21 protein-coding genes and 1 pseudogene are annotated in these 21,157 nt (G+C 63.0%); 14 read left to right on the forward strand and 8 right to left on the reverse strand.

Features of this window, described 5'->3' with window-relative positions; all coding sequences use genetic code 11:
* Positions 1–55: 55 nt before the first annotated feature.
* The 3 genes from GGD40_RS02525 to GGD40_RS02530 are packed head-to-tail and all read right to left on the reverse strand — an operon-like array spanning position 56 to position 2,638.
* A complete protein-coding gene (locus tag GGD40_RS02525; protein ID WP_306456570.1) occupies positions 56–1,822 on the reverse strand; it encodes an EAL domain-containing protein in 1,767 nt (588 codons plus the stop codon).
* Positions 1,744–2,181, reverse strand: a complete 438-nt coding sequence (locus tag GGD40_RS37200) for an MHYT domain-containing protein (RefSeq protein WP_306456571.1) — start codon at positions 2,179–2,181, stop codon at positions 1,744–1,746. Before GGD40_RS37200 ends, GGD40_RS02525 begins: the two co-directional genes overlap by 79 nt.
* Positions 2,162–2,638: a universal stress protein gene (locus tag GGD40_RS02530; RefSeq protein ID WP_179742707.1), complete on the reverse strand. Its 477-nt coding sequence runs from the start codon at positions 2,636–2,638 to the stop codon at positions 2,162–2,164. Before GGD40_RS02530 ends, GGD40_RS37200 begins: the two co-directional genes overlap by 20 nt.
* A gap of 301 nt (positions 2,639–2,939) precedes the next feature.
* Between GGD40_RS02530 and GGD40_RS02535 the strand changes: the two genes are divergently transcribed.
* Positions 2,940–4,070, forward strand: a complete 1,131-nt coding sequence (locus GGD40_RS02535) for a PAS domain-containing sensor histidine kinase (protein WP_373565248.1) — start codon at positions 2,940–2,942, stop codon at positions 4,068–4,070.
* 56 nt (positions 4,071–4,126) lie between these two features.
* Here the strand turns inward: GGD40_RS02535 and GGD40_RS02540 are convergent, their stop codons facing one another.
* Both GGD40_RS02540 and GGD40_RS02545 read right to left on the reverse strand, forming a co-directional pair.
* Complete coding sequence (locus tag GGD40_RS02540; RefSeq protein ID WP_179704610.1) at positions 4,127–4,582, reverse strand: universal stress protein; 456 nt, start codon at positions 4,580–4,582, stop codon at positions 4,127–4,129.
* A 60-nt stretch (positions 4,583–4,642) separates the two neighbouring features.
* Positions 4,643–4,990 (reverse strand): hypothetical protein, encoded by a 348-nt coding sequence (locus GGD40_RS02545; protein WP_179704613.1) that lies wholly within the window; start codon positions 4,988–4,990, stop codon positions 4,643–4,645.
* A gap of 362 nt (positions 4,991–5,352) precedes the next feature.
* Between GGD40_RS02545 and GGD40_RS02550 the strand changes: the two genes are divergently transcribed.
* From GGD40_RS02550 to GGD40_RS02560, 3 genes are all read left to right on the forward strand, one after another.
* Positions 5,353–5,586, forward strand: a complete 234-nt coding sequence (locus tag GGD40_RS02550; RefSeq protein WP_179704615.1) for a hypothetical protein — start codon at positions 5,353–5,355, stop codon at positions 5,584–5,586.
* 177 nt (positions 5,587–5,763) lie between these two features.
* On the forward strand, positions 5,764–6,600 hold the full coding sequence (locus GGD40_RS02555) for a universal stress protein (protein WP_179704617.1): 837 nt from the start codon (positions 5,764–5,766) through the stop codon (positions 6,598–6,600).
* A gap of 54 nt (positions 6,601–6,654) precedes the next feature.
* Positions 6,655–7,161 carry a universal stress protein gene (locus GGD40_RS02560; RefSeq protein WP_179704619.1) on the forward strand — a complete coding sequence of 169 codons (507 nt, stop codon included), beginning with the start codon at positions 6,655–6,657 and terminating at the stop codon, positions 7,159–7,161.
* Positions 7,162–7,326: 165 nt separating this feature from the next.
* Here GGD40_RS02560 and GGD40_RS02565 read toward each other — a convergent pair whose 3' ends face one another.
* Positions 7,327–7,803, reverse strand: a complete 477-nt coding sequence (locus GGD40_RS02565) for a universal stress protein (RefSeq protein ID WP_179704621.1) — start codon at positions 7,801–7,803, stop codon at positions 7,327–7,329.
* Positions 7,804–8,091: 288 nt separating this feature from the next.
* On the opposite strand from GGD40_RS02565, the gene GGD40_RS02570 reads away from it, so the two are divergent.
* The gene (locus tag GGD40_RS02570) at positions 8,092–8,739 is read left to right on the forward strand and encodes a response regulator (RefSeq protein WP_179704623.1); all 648 of its coding nucleotides are present in this window, start codon (positions 8,092–8,094) and stop codon (positions 8,737–8,739) included.
* A 36-nt stretch (positions 8,740–8,775) separates the two neighbouring features.
* Here the strand turns inward: GGD40_RS02570 and GGD40_RS02575 are convergent.
* Positions 8,776–9,762: pseudogene (locus GGD40_RS02575) on the reverse strand (zinc-dependent alcohol dehydrogenase family protein).
* 438 nt (positions 9,763–10,200) lie between these two features.
* Between GGD40_RS02575 and GGD40_RS02580 the strand changes: the two are divergent.
* The 9 genes from GGD40_RS02580 to chrA all read left to right on the forward strand — a co-directional run bounded on the left by GGD40_RS02580 (position 10,201) and on the right by chrA (position 19,592).
* Positions 10,201–10,533, forward strand: a complete 333-nt coding sequence (locus GGD40_RS02580) for a c-type cytochrome (protein WP_373565311.1) — start codon at positions 10,201–10,203, stop codon at positions 10,531–10,533.
* Positions 10,534–10,582: 49 nt separating this feature from the next.
* Positions 10,583–10,957: a DUF3564 domain-containing protein gene (locus GGD40_RS02585; RefSeq protein ID WP_179704627.1), complete on the forward strand. Its 375-nt coding sequence runs from the start codon at positions 10,583–10,585 to the stop codon at positions 10,955–10,957.
* A gap of 36 nt (positions 10,958–10,993) precedes the next feature.
* Positions 10,994–11,500 (forward strand): hypothetical protein, encoded by a 507-nt coding sequence (locus GGD40_RS02590; protein ID WP_257030323.1) that lies wholly within the window; start codon positions 10,994–10,996, stop codon positions 11,498–11,500.
* 319 nt (positions 11,501–11,819) lie between these two features.
* Positions 11,820–13,796, forward strand: a complete 1,977-nt coding sequence (gene acs, locus GGD40_RS02595; RefSeq protein WP_179704629.1) for an acetate--CoA ligase — start codon at positions 11,820–11,822, stop codon at positions 13,794–13,796.
* Between the two features lie 104 nt (positions 13,797–13,900).
* Positions 13,901–14,506: an acetate uptake transporter gene (locus tag GGD40_RS02600; RefSeq protein ID WP_179708686.1), complete on the forward strand. Its 606-nt coding sequence runs from the start codon at positions 13,901–13,903 to the stop codon at positions 14,504–14,506.
* Positions 14,507–14,750: 244 nt separating this feature from the next.
* A complete protein-coding gene (locus GGD40_RS02605; protein WP_373565249.1) occupies positions 14,751–16,805 on the forward strand; it encodes a phosphocholine-specific phospholipase C in 2,055 nt (684 codons plus the stop codon).
* 151 nt (positions 16,806–16,956) lie between these two features.
* Entirely contained in the window at positions 16,957–17,496 is a 540-nt protein-coding gene (locus GGD40_RS02610) for a cytochrome b (RefSeq protein ID WP_179704633.1), read from the forward strand.
* Between the two features lie 48 nt (positions 17,497–17,544).
* Positions 17,545–18,237 carry a VIT1/CCC1 transporter family protein gene (locus GGD40_RS02615; protein WP_179704635.1) on the forward strand — a complete coding sequence of 231 codons (693 nt, stop codon included), beginning with the start codon at positions 17,545–17,547 and terminating at the stop codon, positions 18,235–18,237.
* Between the two features lie 116 nt (positions 18,238–18,353).
* Positions 18,354–19,592, forward strand: coding sequence for a chromate efflux transporter (gene chrA / locus GGD40_RS02620; protein WP_179742709.1), 1,239 nt, complete (start codon positions 18,354–18,356; stop codon positions 19,590–19,592).
* A 149-nt stretch (positions 19,593–19,741) separates the two neighbouring features.
* On the opposite strand, the gene GGD40_RS02625 is transcribed toward chrA, so the two are convergent.
* On the reverse strand, positions 19,742–21,049 hold the full coding sequence (locus tag GGD40_RS02625; RefSeq protein WP_179742710.1) for a PQQ-dependent sugar dehydrogenase: 1,308 nt from the start codon (positions 21,047–21,049) through the stop codon (positions 19,742–19,744).
* Positions 21,050–21,157: the final 108 nt, after the last annotated feature.

Consider the following 21,157-nt stretch of genomic DNA (forward strand, 5'->3'; position numbering starts at 1 on the left):
GTTGGTGAAGGCGCTCTGAAAAAAAATCATGGAGTGCTTTTGATCTTTGTCAAATTCACTGTGCGACGCCACCCAGGTCGGCAGTTTCTTCCGGCGGTTCCATGGCGCTGCATGCCGCGCTTTCGGCACACAGATGGGCCCAGAGTTGGTCCGCCGGCATCGGGCGGCCTGGCAGAAACCCCTGCAGCAGGTCGCAGCCGAGTACCGCAAGGAAACGCTTCTGCTCTTCGGTTTCGACGCCCTCGGCCACCACTTTCAGATGCAGCGTCTTGCCAAGCGCGACGATGGCTGAAGCGATGGCAACGTCTTCCGCGCTCTGGGTAAGCTGGCGCACGAAACCACAATCGATTTTCAGTTCGGTCGCGGGAAAGCGCTGGAGATACAGCAGGCTGGAATAACCGGTGCCGAAGTCGTCAATCGCAATGGATACCCCCATTTCGCGTAGTGTTTGCAGAATTCGCATGCTCTGCTCGACGTTTTCCATGGCGACCGATTCGGTGACTTCCAGCGTCAGCGTGCCTGGCCCCACCTGGTTGTTCGCGAGCGCTTCTCCAACCCGGTCGGCAAGACCGGCATCGGCGAATTGCAAGGCAGACAGGTTGACCGACATCGTCAACTCGCCATAGCCGCGGCGGTGCCATTCGGCGAGCTGACGGCAGGCCTCGTTCAGCACCCACGAGCCGAGCGGCACGATCAGTCCAAATCGCTCCGCGAGCGGCAGGAATTCGCTCGGCGCGACCCATCCGCGTGACGGATGGCGCCAGCGAAGCAGCGCCTCGACGCCGACCGTTCGCTCGGAGGTGACGCTCATCTGAGGTTGGTAGAACAGCACGAAATCATGTCGCTCGAGCGCGGTGCGAAGCTCCTGGACCATCGCAAGATGCACCTTCGCGTGGGCGGTCATCGACGGGTCGAAGAAGCATTGTCTGTCGCGGCCCTGCGCCTTTGCCTGGTACATGGCTGCGTCTGCGTTGCGAATCACTTCGTGCACGCTTTCGCCATCGCCGGGATACAGCGCCACGCCGACGCTCACCGACAGCCGCAACGGCTCTCCTTCGACGTTGAAAGGCCGCCTCGCGGCGGCCAGAATGCAGTCGGCGAACAACATGGCCTGACCGACGCTGTCGAATCGCGCGGCCACGACGAACTCGTCTCCGCCGAACCGCGCGACCGTGTCCGACGCGGTGAACAAGGCCGCGATGCGCTGCGCCATTTCCACGAGCAGCGCATCACCCGCCTGGTGACCGTATGCATCGTTGACACTTTTGAAGTTGTCCAGATCGATGAACAGCACCGCGAGCGCCGGTTCGGCATTCGGGACGCCGCGCATGGTATGTCGCAACTTGTCCTCCAGCAGGCTGCGATTGGAGAGTTGCGTCAGCGGATCGTGCAAGGACACGTAGGTGAGACTTTCATTGGCGTCGGCGAGCGAAGCCGCCAGCTTGAGGGCAAGCGCCTTGCCGATCCGGTCGAGGACGGCACTCACCCTCGCGATCGCCATGACCGCAAACCCGCCGGCGACGACCGCGACGCTCAGCCAGCTACTGCCCTTTGCCAGTGCCGAGGCCGTGCAGCGGCTGCCGGTCGGAAAGCTGGCCGCCGCCATGCCGATATAGTGCATCCCCGCGATCGCACTCCCCATCAACACAGCGGCGCCCGCCCGCATCCATACCGCATGACGCGAGCGCTGTTTCAGGCGGAACGCCATCCATAGCGCGAGCCCGCACGCGCCGACCGCGACGCTCACGGACAGCGCAACGAGCCGCAGGTCGTACTGGATGCCCGGTTCGATCTGCATCGCGGCCATTCCCGCGTAGTGCATGCCGCGATGCCGGTGCCCATCAGAAGCGCGCCCCAGCCGAGCCGGGCCGGCGAATATCGCGAGCCGGCCACGAACCATAGCGCAAAGGCGCTGGATACGATCGCGATCACCAGTGACAGGCCGGTGAAAGATGCGTCGTAGCCGATTGACAGCGGGAGATCGAAGGCCAGCATGCCGGTAAAGTGCATCGACCAGATACCGACCCCCATCGCCACCGCTCCGCCGCAAAGCCAGCCGGTTTTCTGCCACCCTCTTGCGGCGTTCACGCGGGTCTTCATCTCCAGCGACGTATCCGACGCGACGATTGCAACCAGCACGGAAACGACGACGAGAAAATGGTTATACGACGTCTCGACCATCAGTGCCCCCGTGAATCCCTCGAACCAGCAGCACGGGGCAAGTGGAAATCCGCAGGAACTGCTCGGCGACGCTGCCGAGCATCGCCCGCTTCACGCCGTGCCGGCCGTGCGTGCCCATTGCCACCAGCTCGGCGCCATGGCGCTGCGCGCAGCGTTGCAGACAACTGGCGATATCGTCCGCGGCGCTCTCTGCCTCGACGATCTCCGTCGTCCCTGTCACGCCACGCGCGGACATTGCCGCGCGGGCGACATCCAACGCCGTTCGTGCGTCCTCCCGCAGCACCTTGCGAAGCGCCTCGGGGTCGTAGTAGCCGGCGTACGGCGACAATTGCCAGGGATGCACGACATAGACGGCGTGCAGGCTTGCCTGGGCGAGCGTTGCAATGTCAAGGGCCTGGTGCAGCGCCTGAATCGACGCATCGCTCCCATCCACGGCCAACAGAATTTGGTGATACATGGTTCCGTCCCCGGCGTAAGACGCTTCGTGTGTTGTAGCGAATGGCCCGCCGAGGGTGCGTGCCGCACAAGGTCGCGACGGGGCAATATATCGATGATCCGCTCGACACGCCCGAACCCGTTGATTTGCGTCAATACCAGTGAGCGGCTTGGGCCGCGCGGTGTCGTTCCATCGAGCCGGGCCGCCTGAACGTAAGGTGGACGGCGGTTCGTTGCAAAACCGCCCTGGCCGATTATGATAGGAAGGTTCTCAAGGCGCGGCGCTTCATCCATCACCGCGCATAGTCCATCGGGAGATGCCGGTGATTTTCGATTGGAACCAGGCTAAACGGCGGGTTGGCACGGCAAACGATTCCGACGTGCCGCTCGAAGACCGCTATCGACTCCTGATCGATGCCGTGCAGGACTATGCGATCTTCATGCTCGATCCGACGGGTCGGGTAGCGAGTTGGAACGGCGGCGCAAGGAAAATCAAAGGCTACGAAGCCGGCGAAATCATCGGCCGCCATTTCTCGGTTTTCTACACGCCGGAAGACATCGCGTCCAATAAGCCCGCGCACGAGCTGGCCGTCGCAACGGCCCAAGGCAGAGTGGAAGATCAGGGTTGGCGCGTGCGCCGCGACGGATCGCGGTTCTGGGCGGATGTCGCGATCACCGCGGTATATGACACAACCGGCGTGTTGCTGGGCTTCGCCAAAGTCACGCGCGACATGAGCGAACGCATGCGGCTCGCGGAACTCGAACACGCGAGCGAGCTTGCCGTGCGCATGCAGAGCGCACGCGAGGAGGAGCAAAGGCGTATCGCGCGCGAATTGCACGACGATCTCGGCCAGCAGCTAACCGCGCTCAAAATGGGGATCGCCGCGCTGGAAAACCAATTGAGCGACGGCAACGGCGGCTCCCCCGCGCTCGCGGCGACGCGCGGACTGCAACAGCAGATCGACGATACGATCGGATCGCTGCGGAGGATCGCGGCCAACCTCCGGCCGCCGATGCTGGACGACCTGGGTTTGGCGCCCGCGCTCGAGTGGCTGGCTGACGACTTTGCGGGCCGGTTCGGCGTGAAAACCTACGTCGATATCGAGGTCGATCACAAGATCTTCACCGTGCCGGCTTCCACCGCGATTTTCCGGATCGTGCAGGAAGCGCTGACCAACGTAGCGAAACACGCGCAGGCCAGCGAGGTGCGCATCACCCTCTCGGCGAGCACGGACCGTTGCACCGTGCGCGTTGAAGACAACGGCCTCGGCGACGCCACGGGCGGCGAGCGCAAGACCAATTCGCTCGGCCTGCTGGGCATGCGTGAGCGCGCCCGGCAGCTCGGCGGGTTCGTGCTGATCGACAGCGCGCCGAGGGCGGGGTTCCGGATCACGGTTCACCTTCCGCTCGACGCGATTCAGGCCGGCGAGCCGGATACTCCTGGTGAGCGTTAGCTGGTCCCAGTCGGCACGCCGTCACGATGAAGACGTCACGCCCGGCGCCCCCATGCTCAGGCCACCGTGGGTTCCCGAATCAGCAGCACGGGGCACGGCGAATGCCGGACGAAACGCTCGGCGACGCTGCCGAGCACCATCCGCCGCATACCCCGCCGGCCGTGCGTACCCATCACGACCAGATCCACGCCACGCCGCGCAACGCAGCGTGCGATGCAACTGGCAATGTCTTCGGCAATGCCCTGGGTTTCGAGAATTTCGGTATCGCCCGTCACGTCGAGCGCTTGCATCTTCGCGAGCGCGTCGTCCAGCAAGCTGCGTCCGACTTGCCGCGCGGCATCGGTCAGCAGGCGCGGATCGCACGCACCCGCGTAGGTAAAGGCCGCCGACTGGTCGATTACATACACCGCGGTCAAGCTGGCGTGCGCCAGTTTAGCCATGCGGATCGCTTCGTCTAGCGCACACTTCGCTGCTTCGCTGCCATCCACGGCAACCAGAATTTTTCCGTACATGACGTACTCCTCGCAATGCACTACAAAATGGGATTGTTCAGGCGATCGATGCGTCGTACCTCAGGAGCGTTGACGACCCGGCGTGCGCGCAAGCTGCGCTTCGGCGGAATCGAATGCTGCGTGAATCGCCACTTCGGCGTCCGCGTTCAAGCAATGTCTGATCGGAACGAGTTCGCCGCTGTGCATGATCAGATCGAGTCGGGCGTCGAACAAGGGACCGCGCGCCTCATCCGCACCGCCGTCGACGCGATTGCACTCTTTCGTCGCGCGGATGGATTCGATCGCCAGATGGCAACCCGAAATGGCCTGACTGAAGCGCTCCAGACGTACTAACTGCGAAGCCGCTTCAGCCTCGATTTGTACTGTCCCGGCAAAGCCGAGATAGACGATTTGCATGCCGACTCCCATGTCCTCTCTCCCTTGCGTTCCGCGTTTTCTCGCGGGTTCCGTCGCGAAGTCGCCCGCAGCAGTGACGCGGCGGACTGGCAATACACGATCGGCGTGATGACTGGATCATCGGCTCGCGCGGTTTGAGACGCTTGACCTGAGTCAAGACATCGATTGGGCATGCGTTGCGAGGGGTTACCCGCGCCGCATTGTCTGTAGGGAAAGTCCGACACGAGCGCGGCAGACCTGACGCCAAGCTCAGCGCAGACTGATTTGCATCCGCGGTGCACTGACCAATACTGAATTTCAAGACAGCAGCAATGGATTGCCCTCGCAGCGCGCCACGATAACCGCACCGAGGTTGACACGTCAGGAGACCGGCCATGTCGAACGCTATTTCTTCCCCCTGCGCTACCGCGTCGGCAACCCAACCTCAGCACGCGGACGCCTGCGAGTTCGACGCGCTCCTCGCGCTGGCCCGTGAGGCCGGCATGCTGATTACGCTCGACGGACAGATCGGCCGCGAACGCTATCAAAGCATCGCGGGCTCGTTGCATGCCTTCAGGCGCTTCGCCGAAGCACTGCGCGCCAATCTGGTCCAGCACGCGCCGGTTTAGCGCGCCGTAAGGCGGCGAACAGGTCGACAGGCGGGGCACCCCAATCAACGTGCCGAGCGGTTCGAAGTGACCGGGTCAACGCCACCTGCATTGACCTGAATCAACGCCGTGGACGCGTTCGCTCCTAGACTGGGACCACACGTTCTTGCGCCACCCATCCACTTCTGGAGGTTTGCAATGAGCTACAAAACCATCGTCGTTCATCTGGACACGAGCCGGCGCGCCCATCCGCGGCTCGAAGTCGCGCTGCATCTCGCGAAGCAGTTCGGCGCCCATCTGACCGGCGTATTCGCGGTGTTCAGTCCCAATCCGCGGTCGTTGTCCATCATGGCCGGCACCGCGAGCTACTACGCGACCCACGAGCAGTTACGCGCCGAGCGGCGCGGCGCGCTCGAGCGTCTGTTTCACGCCGAGTTGGGCCGCGCTGGCGTGGAGGGCGAATGGATCGCCGTCGACGAGCCGGCCAACCTCGCGCTGCCAAATCGCAGCCGTTGCGCCGACCTGATCGTCGCCGGCCAGGACAATCCGAATGATCCGGAGTCTTACGTCGACAACGCCTTCCCGGAACACCTCGTCATGTCCGCGGGGCGGCCGGTGCTGCTCGTGCCGTATGCGACCAGCGTCACCCTGCCTGGCGACCATGTGATGGTCGGCTGGGACGGTAGCCGCGAAGCGGCCCGTGCCGTGCACGATGCGCTGCCGTTTATGCGCGCGGCACGGCTTACCACGATCGTGACGGTGAACGGCACGCACGGTGATTCGCAGCCGCCCATCGCGGGCGCCGACATCGCGGCGGTGCTCGCGCGGCACGGCGTTCGCGTCGAAATCAGGAACGTCGAGGCCGCCTCAGGCCTCGCGGCCGGCGACATGTTGCTGTCGACCGCCGCCGGGCTCGAAGCGGACCTGCTCGTGATGGGCGCCTACGCGCATACCCGCTGGCAGGAACTGGTGCTGGGCGGCGCCACTCGCGCCGTGCTCAAGTCGATGACCTTACCGGTGCTGATGTCGCATTGACGGTCGCAGCCGCTTGACAGCGTGTCATCGGAAGGATTTTTCAGGAGAGACGTCATGTATCAGCAGATTCTGGTCGCCATCGACGGTAGTGAAACGTCGCAGCACGCGCTGGGTGCGGCGTTGCAACTGGCGCACGACGCCGGCGCGCAACTGCAACCGCTGTTCGTCGTGGATGTGCCGGTGATGGCGTACGACGTCCCTGCCTACGACCCGTCTTATGTGCGCGACGCGCTGCTTGAAGAAGGCGCGCATGTGACCCAGCAAGCCGCCGAACTCATGGCACGCGCCGGCGTGAGCGGCACGCCGCGCATCATCGAGGCGGATCCGGTCGCCGACGACGTTGCTCACTGCATCCAGCGCGCGGCCGCCGACTTCAAGGCCGACGTGGTGGTAATGGGCACGCACGGCCGGCGAGGCTTCCGTCGCATGATGCTCGGCAGCGTCGCCGAACGCTTTCTGCGGGTCGCGCAGTGTCCGGTGCTGATGATCTCCTCGCACTGTGTTCAAGCTGATTCAGGCACGACAGCGCCGTCGTCCGACACGGCGAGCAAACCGTCGTGAAGTGCACGACTCCGCCGACACGGCACTAGCCACTCGACACCGCCCACCGGGGTCGTTCAGACATTACGCGGAAATAGCCCCACGCGTAAATTTAAAGCGCCCCGTTTTTCAGGGCGCTTCTTTTTGTGGCGCTTTTTATGCCGCCCCTGTGCGGCATCCGTGCCACTAAAGCTCCGAGGGGATTTCATCCTGATCGCGCGCGCGCCGAACCAGTAGAACCGGCATATTCGCGCGCCGCACGAACGCCTCCGCGACACTGCCTAGCAGCAACCGCCCGATCCCACGCCGGCCGTGCGTGCCCATGACGACGAGATCGGCTTCGCAGGTGTCCGCGACACGGCTCAGCACGCTCACGATATCTTCGCCATACGCGTCGACGATGCGCGTCAGCCCGCGCACGCCGCGTTGCTCGAAGAACGCGCGGGCGTCTTCCAGGGTGGCCATGGCGGCTTCGGCCGACGCTTTGGTCCGCGCCGATTCGTCGAGCCGACCCGTGCCGATGTCGATCATTTGCGCGGCATGTTCGGCGACGAACACCGCCGTCACGGTCGAATCCGCCACCTCCGCGATGTTCAGCGCCTGCTCGAGCGCAAGCTGCGCCGCCTGGCTGCCGTCGATGGCGACGAGTATCCGTTGGTACATGACAATCTCCTGAAACTCGAATCGATCTGAAGGCGCTTCGCTAAAAAGCGCCTGAGAATTCAGTCTGCCGTTCGCGCCAAAATTACGTTTGATGACGATCAAGCGCCGTACGACGGGCTTCGATTACCCGTTGCGCCGGATGTCATGGCGTGATCCGTACAAATCGCAGAAAATGGGGGGCAGGCGGTTTTTTGCCCCCGCGCCGGACGATTTCAGCCGCGCCGGGAAACTCAGTAGCGTCAAAGAGGCACGCCGACGAATCGGCGAGCAATAGCGGGAGACGCAAAGATGATTCGAGTGCTGATAGCCGACGACCATGCGCTCGTGCGCGATGGTCTGCGTCATATCCTGCAGAATGCGAGCGGGTTCGACGTCGTCGGTGAAGCTAACGACGGCGCCAGTACGATCGCACTGGTCCGCTCGCATCCGGCCGAGGTACTCGTGCTGGATTTGTCGATGCCGGGACGCAACGGCGTCGAACTGATCAGGCAGATCAAGGAGGAAAAGCCGGCGCTGCGCATTCTCGTGCTCACCATGCACGCGGAGCAGCAGTACGCCGTGCGTGCCTTCAAGGCCGGCGCCTCCGGGTATCTCACCAAAGAAAGCGCCAGTGCCGAACTGGTCTCGTCGGTCGGCAAGGTGGCCTCCGGCGGCGTCTATGTGAGCCTCGCCATGGCCGAGCGCTTTGCGCAAAGCCTGAACGAACCCGCTGACACGCTGCCTCATCAACGCCTGTCCGATCGCGAATTCGACGTGTTCCGCCGCATCGCGGCAGGGCAAACCATCACTGAGATCGCCGCCGAGTTGTGTGTCAGCAGCAAGACCGTGAGCACGTACAAAACCCGTATCCTCGAGAAGATGCAGATGCCGCACGAAGCCGCGCTGGTGCGCTATGCGCTGCGCCACAAGCTGCTCGGCGATGACGACGAAATCTAGCGCAACGCTGGGCGTCGGCTATTTTTTAGCTTACTGTCAGCCGATCGACAGCACCGCCGCACCGGTGAGCTTACCCGTGCGCAGGTCATCCAGCGCCCGGTTGGCGTCGCCCAATGGGTAAGTGGTCGTGGCGATCTGAAGACGGGTTTGCGCAGCCAGTCGCATGAACGCCACGCCGTCTTCGCGCGTCAGATTCGCCACCGACACCACGCGCCGTTCGCCCCACAGGAATGCATACGGAAACGACGGGATGTCGGTCATATGAATGCCGCCGCACACTACCACCCCGCCCTTCGCCACCGCTTTCAGCGCGAGCGGCACCAATGCGCCGACGGGCGCGAACAGCAAGGCGGCGTCCAGTTCATCGGGCGGCGCCGCGTCGCTGGCGCCCGCCCATGCAGCGCCGAGGCGCAGCGCGAACTGCTGACTGTCGAGGTCGCCGGGACGGGTGAAGGCATACACCGTCCGGCCCTAGTGACGGGCAATCTGTGCGACGATGTGCGCGGCTGCCCCGAAGCCGTAAATGCCGATGCGCCGCGCGTCGCCGGCCATCTTGAGCGTGCGATAGCCGATCAGTCCCGCGCAGAGTAACGGCGCGGCTTCGATATCGGAATACTGCGCCGGCAGATGAAAACAGTAACGGCTGTCCGCGACCGTGCGTTCGGCGTAGCCTCCGTCGAGCGTATAGCCTGTGAAGCCGGGATCGTCGCACAGGTTCTCGCGCGCGCTCGTGCAGTAGCTGCACTGGCCGCAGGTGTGGCCGAGCCACGGCACACCGACCCGGTCGCCGACGGCGAAACCCGCGACGCCCACGCCGAGCGCGGCGACCGTCCCGACGATCTCATGACCGGGAATCACCGGCTGCCTGCGGTGTGGCAATTCGTGGTCGATCAGATGCAGGTCCGTGCGACACACGCCGCACGCGTGGACGTCGATCAGCAGTTGACCCGCGTCGGGCTGCGGATCGGGCACCTGCATATCGTGCAGCCACGAGTCGTTGCCGTCGAACACCATCGCGCGCATGTCGCCCTCCTTTTGCCCACTCGCTTCATGTGCAAGACCATCGTCTGGCCGAGCTCGCCGTTTCATTCACGGTCATCAAACCATCATACGGCGACGTGCCCTATTGGAATCATGTTCCTCACCGTCAGCGCCGCTTCACTCGCAGAAGTGATCCTCCAGCGCTTCCGCGGTTATCGCGCATCGCACGCGCCAGGCAGAGCGCGGCCACACATCGCTCACCGATGTAACCAGCATAGTCCCGCTGGCCGCTGCGTCGCCCGCTTCGAGGTCGACCCGATTGACCCACATCAACCGTGCGATGGGGTCGAACGACACCTAGCCCGCAGTTCACACGCGTTTCTGGCAGAAAAACGTTGACTTGACCTGCGTCAATCGCAACGGTCCACTCGCTCGTAGACTGAATCTCGAACGTCTCGTGGAGTGTGCTTCGTGAAAGCCGTGCCCTTGCCCCATCTCGCCGCGACGCTGCTCGCACTGTTCCTGAGCGCGAGCAGCGCAGCGCTCGCGCAGTCCGAGCCGACCGCGCTGGTCGATCAGCAGCATTGCATGTTCTGCCACACCCGCGACGCGCCTTTTCTCGCCCCTTCGTTTCAGCAGATCGCGGCACGTTATCGCGACGTGCCGAATGCCCGGTTGATGCTCGAACACAAACTGCGAGAAGGAGGCAAGGCGCATTGGGGCGATACCGCCATGCCGCTGCCGCCGGATCGCGGCGGCCCGCTCACGGCCGAAGACGCCCACACCCTGATCGTGTGGGTCCTGGCTCAATGACCGGACTCGCCGCCTGGCGCGGCTGCAATCGATACACACGGAGCCACCCATGCGCCTCACCATCCACCTCGACACCTTCGACCGCGTCAATCCCATGGCGTTTGTCATCCTGTGGCTCGACAAGGACACGCGTCGATGGTCGCGTGAAGGACATCTCGGGCTCGAGTTGCCCGAATGGGGCACGTTGCATGTGGACTCCGGCAACACGCTCGTGTGCGGGCCGCAGGATGCGACGCCTTGGTGCGTGCTGGAAGGTCTCGATCTGAATACGCCCGGCGGTCCTTTCGAAGGCGAGACCGGCCGTGCTCAATGGTGCGGCAACGCAGGCCGGACCCTGATGAGCGGCCACTGGCATGTGCAATGTGTCGACAACGCGTGCGTGGAACCCGAAAACGGCCTGTTTGCCGACGACGAAGCACGCTGAATGGTGTTTCCAACCATCACGATGACGAGGTGCGATATGGGGCTGACCGCGGATCTGGACGGCGTACGCCACGCCTATGGACTATGTTTCGTGCGTGCGCCCTGGGCCTATTTCACGCGCTTACCGCTCGATCAGCAATGGGGCGACGGCTGGGAACAGGCACCGTATGAGCAGCATGCCGGTCTGCCGTACGACGACGGCCCCGAGCAGATTCTGACCGTCGCCTTCGACGGACCTTTGCAGGTGCCCAATGCCGACTACGGCAAGCAGCTCAGCGTGATCGAAATCAATCGCGGCGACGCGCCGTGGCTGCGCACGCAGGATTTCATCAGCAACGCGCCGGTTCACATCATGGCCGGCGCGTCGCTCGAGCGGTTTGTCGAGCAGGTCGAACTCGCGGGTGGCCGGGTCTTCGCACCGCTCGGATGGGGCGCCTTGCGGCTCGAACCTTGTGCCCGGAACGAGGCGGCGCCGCGCGCCGTTTCCAATGACGTGCCGACGGTCGCGGACCAGACAGCGACGGCGAGCAAAGTCAAAGTCTGACCAGCCCACGTCGTATGGCACGCCGTCGCTCACGGCAACGCTGCGGCAACGCGTCGGCGTATACGCGGATGCCCACGCGTTTCGCCGGGATCGCTTGATATCGATCAACGGCGCAATCAGCGGCGCGGTCATAGTGCATCTACACCCACGCTGATTCATCGCGGACGTTACCCCAAACCCTTCCGCCATGCATCCATCACCCTACCCGCGCCGCTAACCACAGCACGCGGCAGCGGTATCACGGCCACCAAGAGCCTTCCAGCGATCGACCCGCGTCCGACGTCGTCGCGTCCTTGACTATCCTGTGAGGAGACATTGCATGTCCACCCTTGAATCCGCTCCAGTTCGCACCGAGCCGCTGCGCATCCCCACGATCGAGCACGCGGCGATCGACGGCATGGATGCGTACCGCGCCCTGGTGGCCGAAGCCGCAACCGATTACGAAGGCTTCTGGGCCCGTCTTGCCAACGAGCACCTCGCGTGGCGCCGCCCGTTCACGCAAGTGCTGGATGACAGCAACGCGCCATTCTATAAATGGTTTGAAGACGGCGAACTCAACGCTTCGTACAACTGCCTCGATCGCAACCTCGCGAACGGCCTCGCCGACAAAACGGCGATCGTGTTCGAGGCGGACGACGGCGTCATCACCCGCATCACCTATGAGGCGCTTTATCACCGTGTATGCCGGCTCGCCAACGCGCTGCGCGCACGCGGCGTCACAAAGGGCGACCGGGTCGTGATCTACATGCCGATGTCGATCGAGGGCGTCGTCGCGATGCAGGCCTGTGCGCGGATCGGCGCGCCTCACTCGGTGGTGTTCGGCGGCTTCTCGGCCAAATCGCTGCATGAGCGGCTCGTCAACGTGGGCGCGGTGGCCGTGATCACGGCCGACGAACAGGTGCGCGGCGGCAAGACGCTGCCGCTCAAAAGCATCGTCGACGAAGCCCTCGCCATGAGCGGCACCGAAGCCGTGAAAACCGTCGCGATCTATCGCCGCACCGGTGGCCGGATTCCATGGATCGCCGGGCGCGACGCGTGGCTGCACGAACTCGAACGCGACCAGCCCGACACCTGCGAGCCGGAATGGGTCGGCGCGGAACACCCGCTGTTCGTGCTGTACACCTCCGGTTCGACGGGTGCGCCGAAGGGCGTTCAGCACAGCACCGGCGGCTATCTGCTGTGGGCCGCGGTGACAATGAAATGGTCGTTCGACATCAAGCCCGCGGACGTATTCTGGTGCACGGCCGATATCGGCTGGATCACCGGACACACTTACATCTGCTATGGACCGACCGCGGTCGGTGCGACCCAGGTCATCTTCGAAGGCGTACCCACCTATCCCGACGCCGGACGCTTCTGGCAAATGATCGAGCGGCACAAGGTGAGCATTTTCTACACCGCGCCGACAGCGATCCGCTCACTTATCAAGGCGGCCGACAGCGACGAAACGGTCCATCCACGCCGCTACGATCTGAGCAGTCTGCGCATTCTCGGCACCGTGGGGGAACCAATCAATCCGAGCGCATGGACATGGTATGCACAGCATGTCGGCGGCGGCCGTTGTCCGGTGCTCGACACGTTCTGGCAGACCGAAACCGGCGGCCACATGATTTCGCCGTTGCCGGGCGCGACGCCGCTGGTGCCGGGTTCGTGTACGTTGCCAATGCCCGGCATCGACGCGGCGATCGTCGACGAAAGCGGGCAGGAAGTGCCCAACGGCCAGGGCGGCGTGCTGGTCATCCGCAAACCCTGGCCGTCAATGATCCGCACCATCTGGGGTAATCCCGAGCGCTTTCGACACGGCTACTATCCCGAGGAACTCGGCGGCAAGCTGTATCTCGCCGGCGACGGTGCGATACGCGATCGCGAGACGGGCTACTTCACCATCACCGGACGCATCGACGACGTGCTCAACGTCTCCGGACACCGCCTCGGCACCATGGAAATCGAGTCGGCGCTGGCGGCGCATCCGTCGGTGGCCGAAGCCGCCGTGGTCGGTCGGCCCGACGACACCTTCGGCGAAGCGATCGTCGCTTTCGTGGTGCTCAAAACCGCACGCCCCACGGGTCCGGACGCGAAGCGCGTTGCCGACGAACTGCGTGCGTGGATCGGCAAGGAGATCGGCCCGATCGCCAAGCCGAAGGACATTCGCTTCGGCGAAGCGATGCCGAAGACACGTTCGGGCAAGGTGGTGCGGCGTCTGTTGCGCTCAGTGGCAAAGGGCGAAGCGATCGTGCAGGACACCTCGTCGGTGGAGAACCCGGCCGTCATTTCGCAATTCGCCGACGCCGTCTGAGCGCCGCCACGCTCATTTACTACCTCGATATTGCAAGGCGGCTGCCGCAGGCATGCCTGCCCCACCCGCCCGCGCTCTTTTTACGCAGAATGGAGAATGTCATGATGAACATCAAGGCTCCCAACCCCGCTTCACTCGGTCTCGCCGGTTTTGCGCTGACGACATGGTTGCTTAGCATGATCAACGCCGGCTGGTTCGGCGGCGAATCGATGGGCATGGTGCTCGCCGTCGCTTTCGTGTATGGCGGCACGGCACAGATCATCGCCGGATTGATGGAAATGCCGCGCGGCAACACGTTCGGTGCGACCGCCTTCGTGAGCTATGGCGCGTTCTGGTGGTCGCTTGCACTTTTTATCCTGTTTTTTCATGGCACGGTGCCCGCTGCCTTCATCGGTTGGTATCTGTTCCTGTGGGGCGTATTCACGCTGTACATGTGGGTCGCGACGTGGCGCGCAAGCCGTGCGCTGCAATGCGTATTTCTAAGTCTGTGGCTAACTTTCTTTGTGCTGGCCGCCAGCGAATGGACCGGTCTCGTCTGGCTGCATCATTTCGGTGGCTACCTTGGGCTGATTACCGCGCTGCTGGCCTTCTACCTCTCGGCGGCGGAAATCATCAATGAAACCCACGGGCACACCGTGCTGCCGACCGGTACGGTTGCGTCGATGAGCGCAATCCCGCTGACCGGCGAAGACAATTTGCGCAGGGCATAAGAAGTCCGGCCGCAGGCAGGAAACGATGAGCGATACGGGAGAATGAACCGTCCAGCCTGCGGTCGCCGACAAAATCAACGTCGGTTAGCGTCCTGATACGCCCGAGTAAATGAAAATAATTTTTGTTTATTCAATCAGCATCCCATAGCAGTTAATCTCTATTCTCAAACTGTCTTGCTGGAACTATGCTTGGCTTAGCACGGGTGTCCAGGTCGACGGCGCGCGCTATGTCCGGCATGGATGCGTGCCGGGTGTTATCGGGGGCGGCCCAATGAAAATATCAAATCCGAGACGTCAGTTTCTGCGCCTTACCGCTCGCTCGGTCGCGGCCTCCGCCGCGGCCTCGATCATGCCGGCGCTAATCCGCGACGCACTCGCGACACCGGCCGAGAAAACGACCGGCACGATCGACGACATCCAGCATATTGTTATTTTCATGCAGGAAAACCGCGCGTTCGATCACTACTATGGAACGCTGCGTGGAGTGCGCGGCTTCAACGACCGCATGGCGATCACACTGCCAAGCGGCAAGCCGGTCTGGATGCAGCCTTACCCCGCCAATCAGGCCGGCTATATCCTCCCTTTCCACCTCGATTCGACGACTACCCGCGCGATGTGCGTGGACGCCCCCGCGATGAACTACGCGATCGACGTAGCCTTGTGGAATCAAGGCCGCTACGATGCATGGAACACGGCACGCCCGCCGCGTCTCGGCATGGGCTATTTCGCGCGCAGCGATCTGAGCTTCTATTACGCGCTCGCCGATGCATTCACGATCTGCGACCAGTATTACGCGTCGGTCATGACGCAGACCAATCCGAATCGCCTGCACGTGTTCAGCGGGAGCGACGGATTGTCGGTGGGACAGCCGGCGACCTTGAACAACCTCGAACCGACGCCGGGGTTCAGCTGGCCGACCTTCGCCGAGACCCTCGAAGCCGCGCATATCAACTGGAAGGTCTATCAGGAGCCCGACAACTTCGACGACAACGCGCTTGCCTGGTTTCAGAACTTCAAGGTCGCGCCAGTGGGTAGCCCATTGCACAGGAAAGGCCTCTCCACGGTGCCGGATATCGTCCAGGCCTTCACGGCCGATGTCGCGTCGGGCAACCTGCCGCAGGTCTCGTGGATCATCGCGCCGACGCCTCTTTCCGAGCACGCGAATTATCCTCCGGTCGACGGTGAGGATTTGACCGCGCGACTGCTGGCGGGTCTGGTCGCGAATCCGCAGGTCTGGTCGAAAACGGTGTTCCTGTTGAACTACGATGAACAGGGTGGGTTCTTCGATCACGACCCGCCGCCGACGCCGCCCGGTTCCGCCACCGAGGGGCGCGCGACGATGACCACGAGCGGCGAAGTCGACGCGGGCCAGCCGATCGGTCTGGGCTTTCGTGTGCCGATGACGGTCATCTCGCCGTGGAGCAAAGGCGGTTACGTGTGTTCGCAGGTTTTCGATCACACGTCGATGATCCAGTTCATCGAAAAACGCTTCCGCGTGCATTGCCCGAATATCAGTGCGTGGCGTCGTTCGGTCTGCGGCGATCTGACCTCGGCTTTCGACTTTCGGCAACCCGACGCCCACTGGCCCGGCTTGCCGGATACCGGCGGCTACGCGGCGGCGGCCGACCGGCAATGTGGTTCGTTGCCGACGCCGATCATTCCTGCCAGCCAGTCGATGCCACGGCAGGAACCGGGCACGCGCCCTTCCCGCGCTTTGCCGTACGAATTTCACGCCACCGGCCGGGTCGATCCGACCGACGGTGCGTTCTGGCTGACGATCGTGAATAGCGGCGCACAGGGCGCGGCTTTCGCGGTGTATGACCTCGCGACGCCCGCCAATCCACCGCGTCGTTACGCGGTCGACCCGGATCGGGAGGTGGTGGATTCATGGCGTGGTTCCATGTTGACTGGCCGCCGGTACACACTGGCGTTGCGTGGCGCGAATGGCTTCCTCAGATTGTTCGCGGGCGAGGTGGCCGCCACAGCGGCCACGCCGGCAGCGAATCCCGAGATCGGCGTGCGCTATGACGTCGCGAACGATGCCATCCGCCTGACGCTGACCAATACCGGCAGCAGGCCCTGCACCTTCACGCTGACATCGAATGCCTATCGCAAGGATGGGCCGTGGACGTTCAGCGTAGCGCCCGGTCGAGTCATGGAAACGAACTGGTCTCTCGCGGATAGCGGCAACTGGTACGACTTCAGCGCCACCGTGGATGCGCAACCCGCATTCCTGCGCCGTTTCGCGGGCCGGTTGGAAAATGGCAACGATCTGCTCAGCGATCCGGCCGCCGCGTGATCAGATTGCCTTAATATTGCCCAGCTAACATCACGGCGGAGCCGCTTACAAGCGCAACGGCGATCGGTCGGCAACACAGGACGTTGGCCGGATCACCCGAAGCCGTTGCTGTCCGGCACGCCATTCAACCCAAAATAGTCGAGGACACTTCATGCCTTCATGGTCCACACGGGAACGGTCTGCTTATGACGGCGTGGCGCGTACGCTCCACTGGGTCATCGTGGTGCTGGTCGCAATGCAGTTCGTGATCGGATGGACGATGCCCGACGTGCACAAAGATACCCAGCCTGTCGGATTGATCGCATGGCATCTCGGCGTGGGTGCATTGCTGATTACCGCGATGGTTATCCGCGTCATCTGGCGGCTCACCCACCGACCCATGCCGCAAGCACTGTCGCCACTGCTCGGCGCCGCGTCGGCCCTCACCCATTTCGGGCTTTATGCGGCGCTGCTGATCGTGCCGCTGCTGGGCTGGATCAATGCTTCGTCGCGGGGCTGGACCGTCAGGTTGGCCGGCGTCGTACCGTATCCGGGCCTGTCGGCAACCGGCTCGGCCTTTGGTCACCGTATGGGCGACGTGCACGGTGTCCTCGCGTGGGTGCTTTTTGCGCTGATCTGCTTGCACATCGTGGCGGCACTATTCCATCACTTCGTGCTCCGCGACGGCGTCCTGCGCAGGATGTTGCCGTGAGGGTGTTGTGCCGCCATTTAACCGGAGTGCACGCGTAAGATCGAAGCTATGCCGAAAGGACATCGAGAACCCCACAGATTAAGTTCGGTCGGCTGGCTTCGTGCAGCGGTGCTAGGGGCCAATGACGGCATCGTCTCGACAGCGAGTTTAATCATCGGCGTCGCATCGGCACACTCGTCTCACGGCAATCTTCTATTGACCGGTGTGGCGGGATTGATCGCCGGCGCGATGTCCATGGCGACTGGCGAATACGTTTCGGTGTCGTCGCAAGCTGATACCGAAAAAGCGGCGTTAGCCGAAGAGCGGGCGGAACTCGATAACGACGGCCCACGTGAACATCGCGAGCTGGCGGCCATCTACGAGCGGCGCGGGCTAGAGAAAGCGCTGGCCAGACAGGTCGCAGACGCCCTTATGGCTCGCGACGCGCTCGGCGCACACGCTCGCGACGAACTCGGCATCACGGAAATCACCACCGCCAGACCGCTGCAAGCCGCTGCCTCGTCCGCATGCAGTTTTGCCGTCGGCGCGGCGTTGCCGCTCTTCGTCGCCGCCGTATTTCCAGGTCAGTTGATCATGCCGGGTATCGCCGCCGCTTCGCTCGTTTCTCTTGCGGTACTGGGTGGTGTGGCGGCGCGTGTCGGCGGTGCCCGAATAGTGCCCGGCATGTTAAGGGTGACTTTCTGGAGCGCGCTATCGATGGGCGTAGCGTCCGGCGTCGGCAATCTTTTCAATGCGCTTTAAAGCGGTCTGATCGAAACGCTCGACGTCCCCGATCTTCTCCGATAGCGAACACACCCACGACTCGCCATCTTCCGGCAAGATAAGATGCGCGCGCGATCGTTCACACATGGCGAGATATGGCATCTCCATCCGACGCAGCATCGAGGCCCCGCCGGGTAAAAGACATACTCGACGTTTTCTCGATCTTTCTGAGGCTTGGCTTAACCTCGTTCGGTGGCCCAGTCGCACACTTGGGATATTTTCGTCGCGAGTTCGTGGAGCGGCGGCGCTGGCTCGATGATCAAAGCTATTCCGACCTGGTCGCACTGTGTCAGCTGCTACCAGGTCCCGCAAGCAGCCAGGTCGGATTCTCCATCGGGCTGATGCGCGCCGGTGGATGGGGAGGACTTGCCGCCTGGTGCGGCTTCACCCTGCCGTCGGCACTGCTGCTCATCGCTTTTGCTTCCCTCGCCCCTCACGCGCAAAGCCCGGTTGGGCAAGGCTTGATTCACGGGCTCAAACTGGTGGCAGTCGCGGTCGTCGCACAGGCGGTATGGGATATGGGAAGGCGCCTATGTCCGGACCGTCCGAGGTCGGCAATTGCTGTATTGGCGATGGCAGTGCTGGCGATCCACCCGACGGTCTATTCGCAGTTGCTTGTCATTGCGCTTGGGGCATTGCTCGGCGCCGTCTTTTGCCGGACCCAGATCGCTCGAAACGATAGCGTCCTGAATCCGGAAGTCGGCCGTTTGCCGGCTCCGCGCGTGCGCGGCTTGCTCGCGCTCGCGACGTTCTGCATTCTGCTGTTTGGCCTGCCCGCGATGTTGACGTTGCACGACATGCCTGGCGTCCGGCTGTTCGATGCGTTTTATCGTTCCGGCGCGCTTGTATTCGGCGGTGGCCACGTTGTCCTGCCGCTATTGCAGCAGCGCGTCGTCGCAACGGGATGGATCTCGCCGAGTGACTTTCTGGCAGGCTACGGCGCTTCGCAAGCGGTACCGGGACCTCTGTTCAGCTTCGCCGCGTTCCTTGGCTGGACTATCTCGGCGCCCACGCATCGCTGGGCCGGAGCAGCACTCGCCACCGTGGCTATCTTTCTGCCGGGATTGCTTCTCGTGATCGCAGCCCTGCCTTACTACCGGCGTCTTCGCACACACCCCACCACCGCGGCAATGTTGAACGGAGTCAACGCCGCCATAGTGGGTTTGCTGGCAACCGCGCTTTACTCACCCGTCTGGATCAGCTCGGTGCTCTCCGAACTCGACTTCGCTATCGCCGCGCTCTGTTTTTTGCTGTTGACACGATGGAAGATGCCGCCGTTTGCCGTGGTGCTCATTTGTGCGCTCGCCGGCGTCGTTGAATTTTCCGTGCGCTAATACATCGCCAAGCCTACTTCCTCGATGGGAGGGACGTGGCTCCGAAAATTCTTACCGGAGTAGTCGCCGCGACCGCCCCGGTACACAACGCTGCAACAGCGCGGAACTTGTGGCGTTGAGAACCAGGCATGAAAAAACTGCGGACGTGGCTATCGCGGTGCGACTCGCCAGACGGCATTACCGACGTCGTCCGCCACAAGAAGGGCGCCTCGCGCATCCAGCGCGACGCCAACGGGACGGCCCACGGCATGGCCATCGGCGGTAAGAAAGCCGGTCAGAAAGTCCTCCGGAACGCCAGCAGGTTTCCCGTCAATGAAGGGCACAAATATCACCTTGTAACCCGTGCGCGGCTTGCGATTCCAAGACCCATGTTGCCCCACGAACGCGCCGCCCCAGTAGTGCGCCGGAAACAACCTCCCGTCGTAAAACACCAGCCCCAAGGAAGCCGTATGATTTCCGAGTGCGTAGTCCGGAGCGATGGCCGTCGCGACCAGATCGGGGCGTTGCGGGTTGACTCGCGTGTCGACATGCTGACCATAATAGCTATAAGGAAAGCCATAAAACGCGCCCTCCTTTACCTGGGTCATGTAGTCCGGAACAAGATTGTTGCCGAGATCGTCCCGCTCGTTGACCGCCGTCCACAGCGCTCCGCTTTCCGGTTGCCACGAGAGACCGTTGGCGTTGCGCAACCCCGTCGCAAACGGTCGCAAGCGCCCGGTATCCACATCGAATTCAAGGATTCGCGCGCGGCCCGATTCCGCTCCGATGCCATTCTCGCCCGCATTGCTGTTTGAGCCGACCGTGATGTAGAGATGCTTGCCAGTGCGGTCCGCGACAACATTTTTCGTCCAATGATGATTGATTGGGCCCGCTGGCAAATCGGCGACCTTGCGCCCAGGGCTGGCGATCTGCGTCGCGCCCGTCGTATAGTCGAAACGCAGCAAGGCGTCCGTGTCTGCCACATAGAGCGCGTCGCCCACGAGCGCCATTCCGAACGGCGAGTGCAGGCCGCTGAGAAAGACGGTTTGCATCTGGGCGACGCCACTGCCGTTCGTGGCACGCAACAGAACGATACGGTCGGGACTGGCCACTCCTGCCCCAGCGCGCTTCATGACCTGTCGTCTGATCCAGCCGAATATGCCGCTTCCCTCGTCATGCTCTTTGGGGGCGTCGGTTTCCGCAACCAGAACGTCACCGTTAGGCAAGGTGTACAGCCATCGTGGGTGTGCCAGAGCGCCAGCAAACTTCGTGACCGTGAAGCCTTCGGGAGGCTTAGGCCTGAAGCCGGCCGGCCGCTCCTCCACTGGCGCGATGTTAACCATCGGAATGAATCTTGTTTCTGCGGCCGGTATGTCGGGCGCGACACCAAATCCGGGATCATTTGAACTTGACGGTCCAATCGCGCAGGCGGCGAGCGGCAACATCATTGAGGCAACGAGACGATTGAGCAGGCGCATGTGGATTCGCTTCGGCGATGTTGGACAACGATGCCAAGCCGCAGCAAGAAACTTGCCTGTGACAATTAGCCGGTGAATAACCGCTGTCAAGGCTGATGCGGCCGAGAG

It is taken from the genome of Paraburkholderia bryophila (assembly GCF_013409255.1).
Classification (GTDB): domain Bacteria; phylum Pseudomonadota; class Gammaproteobacteria; order Burkholderiales; family Burkholderiaceae; genus Paraburkholderia.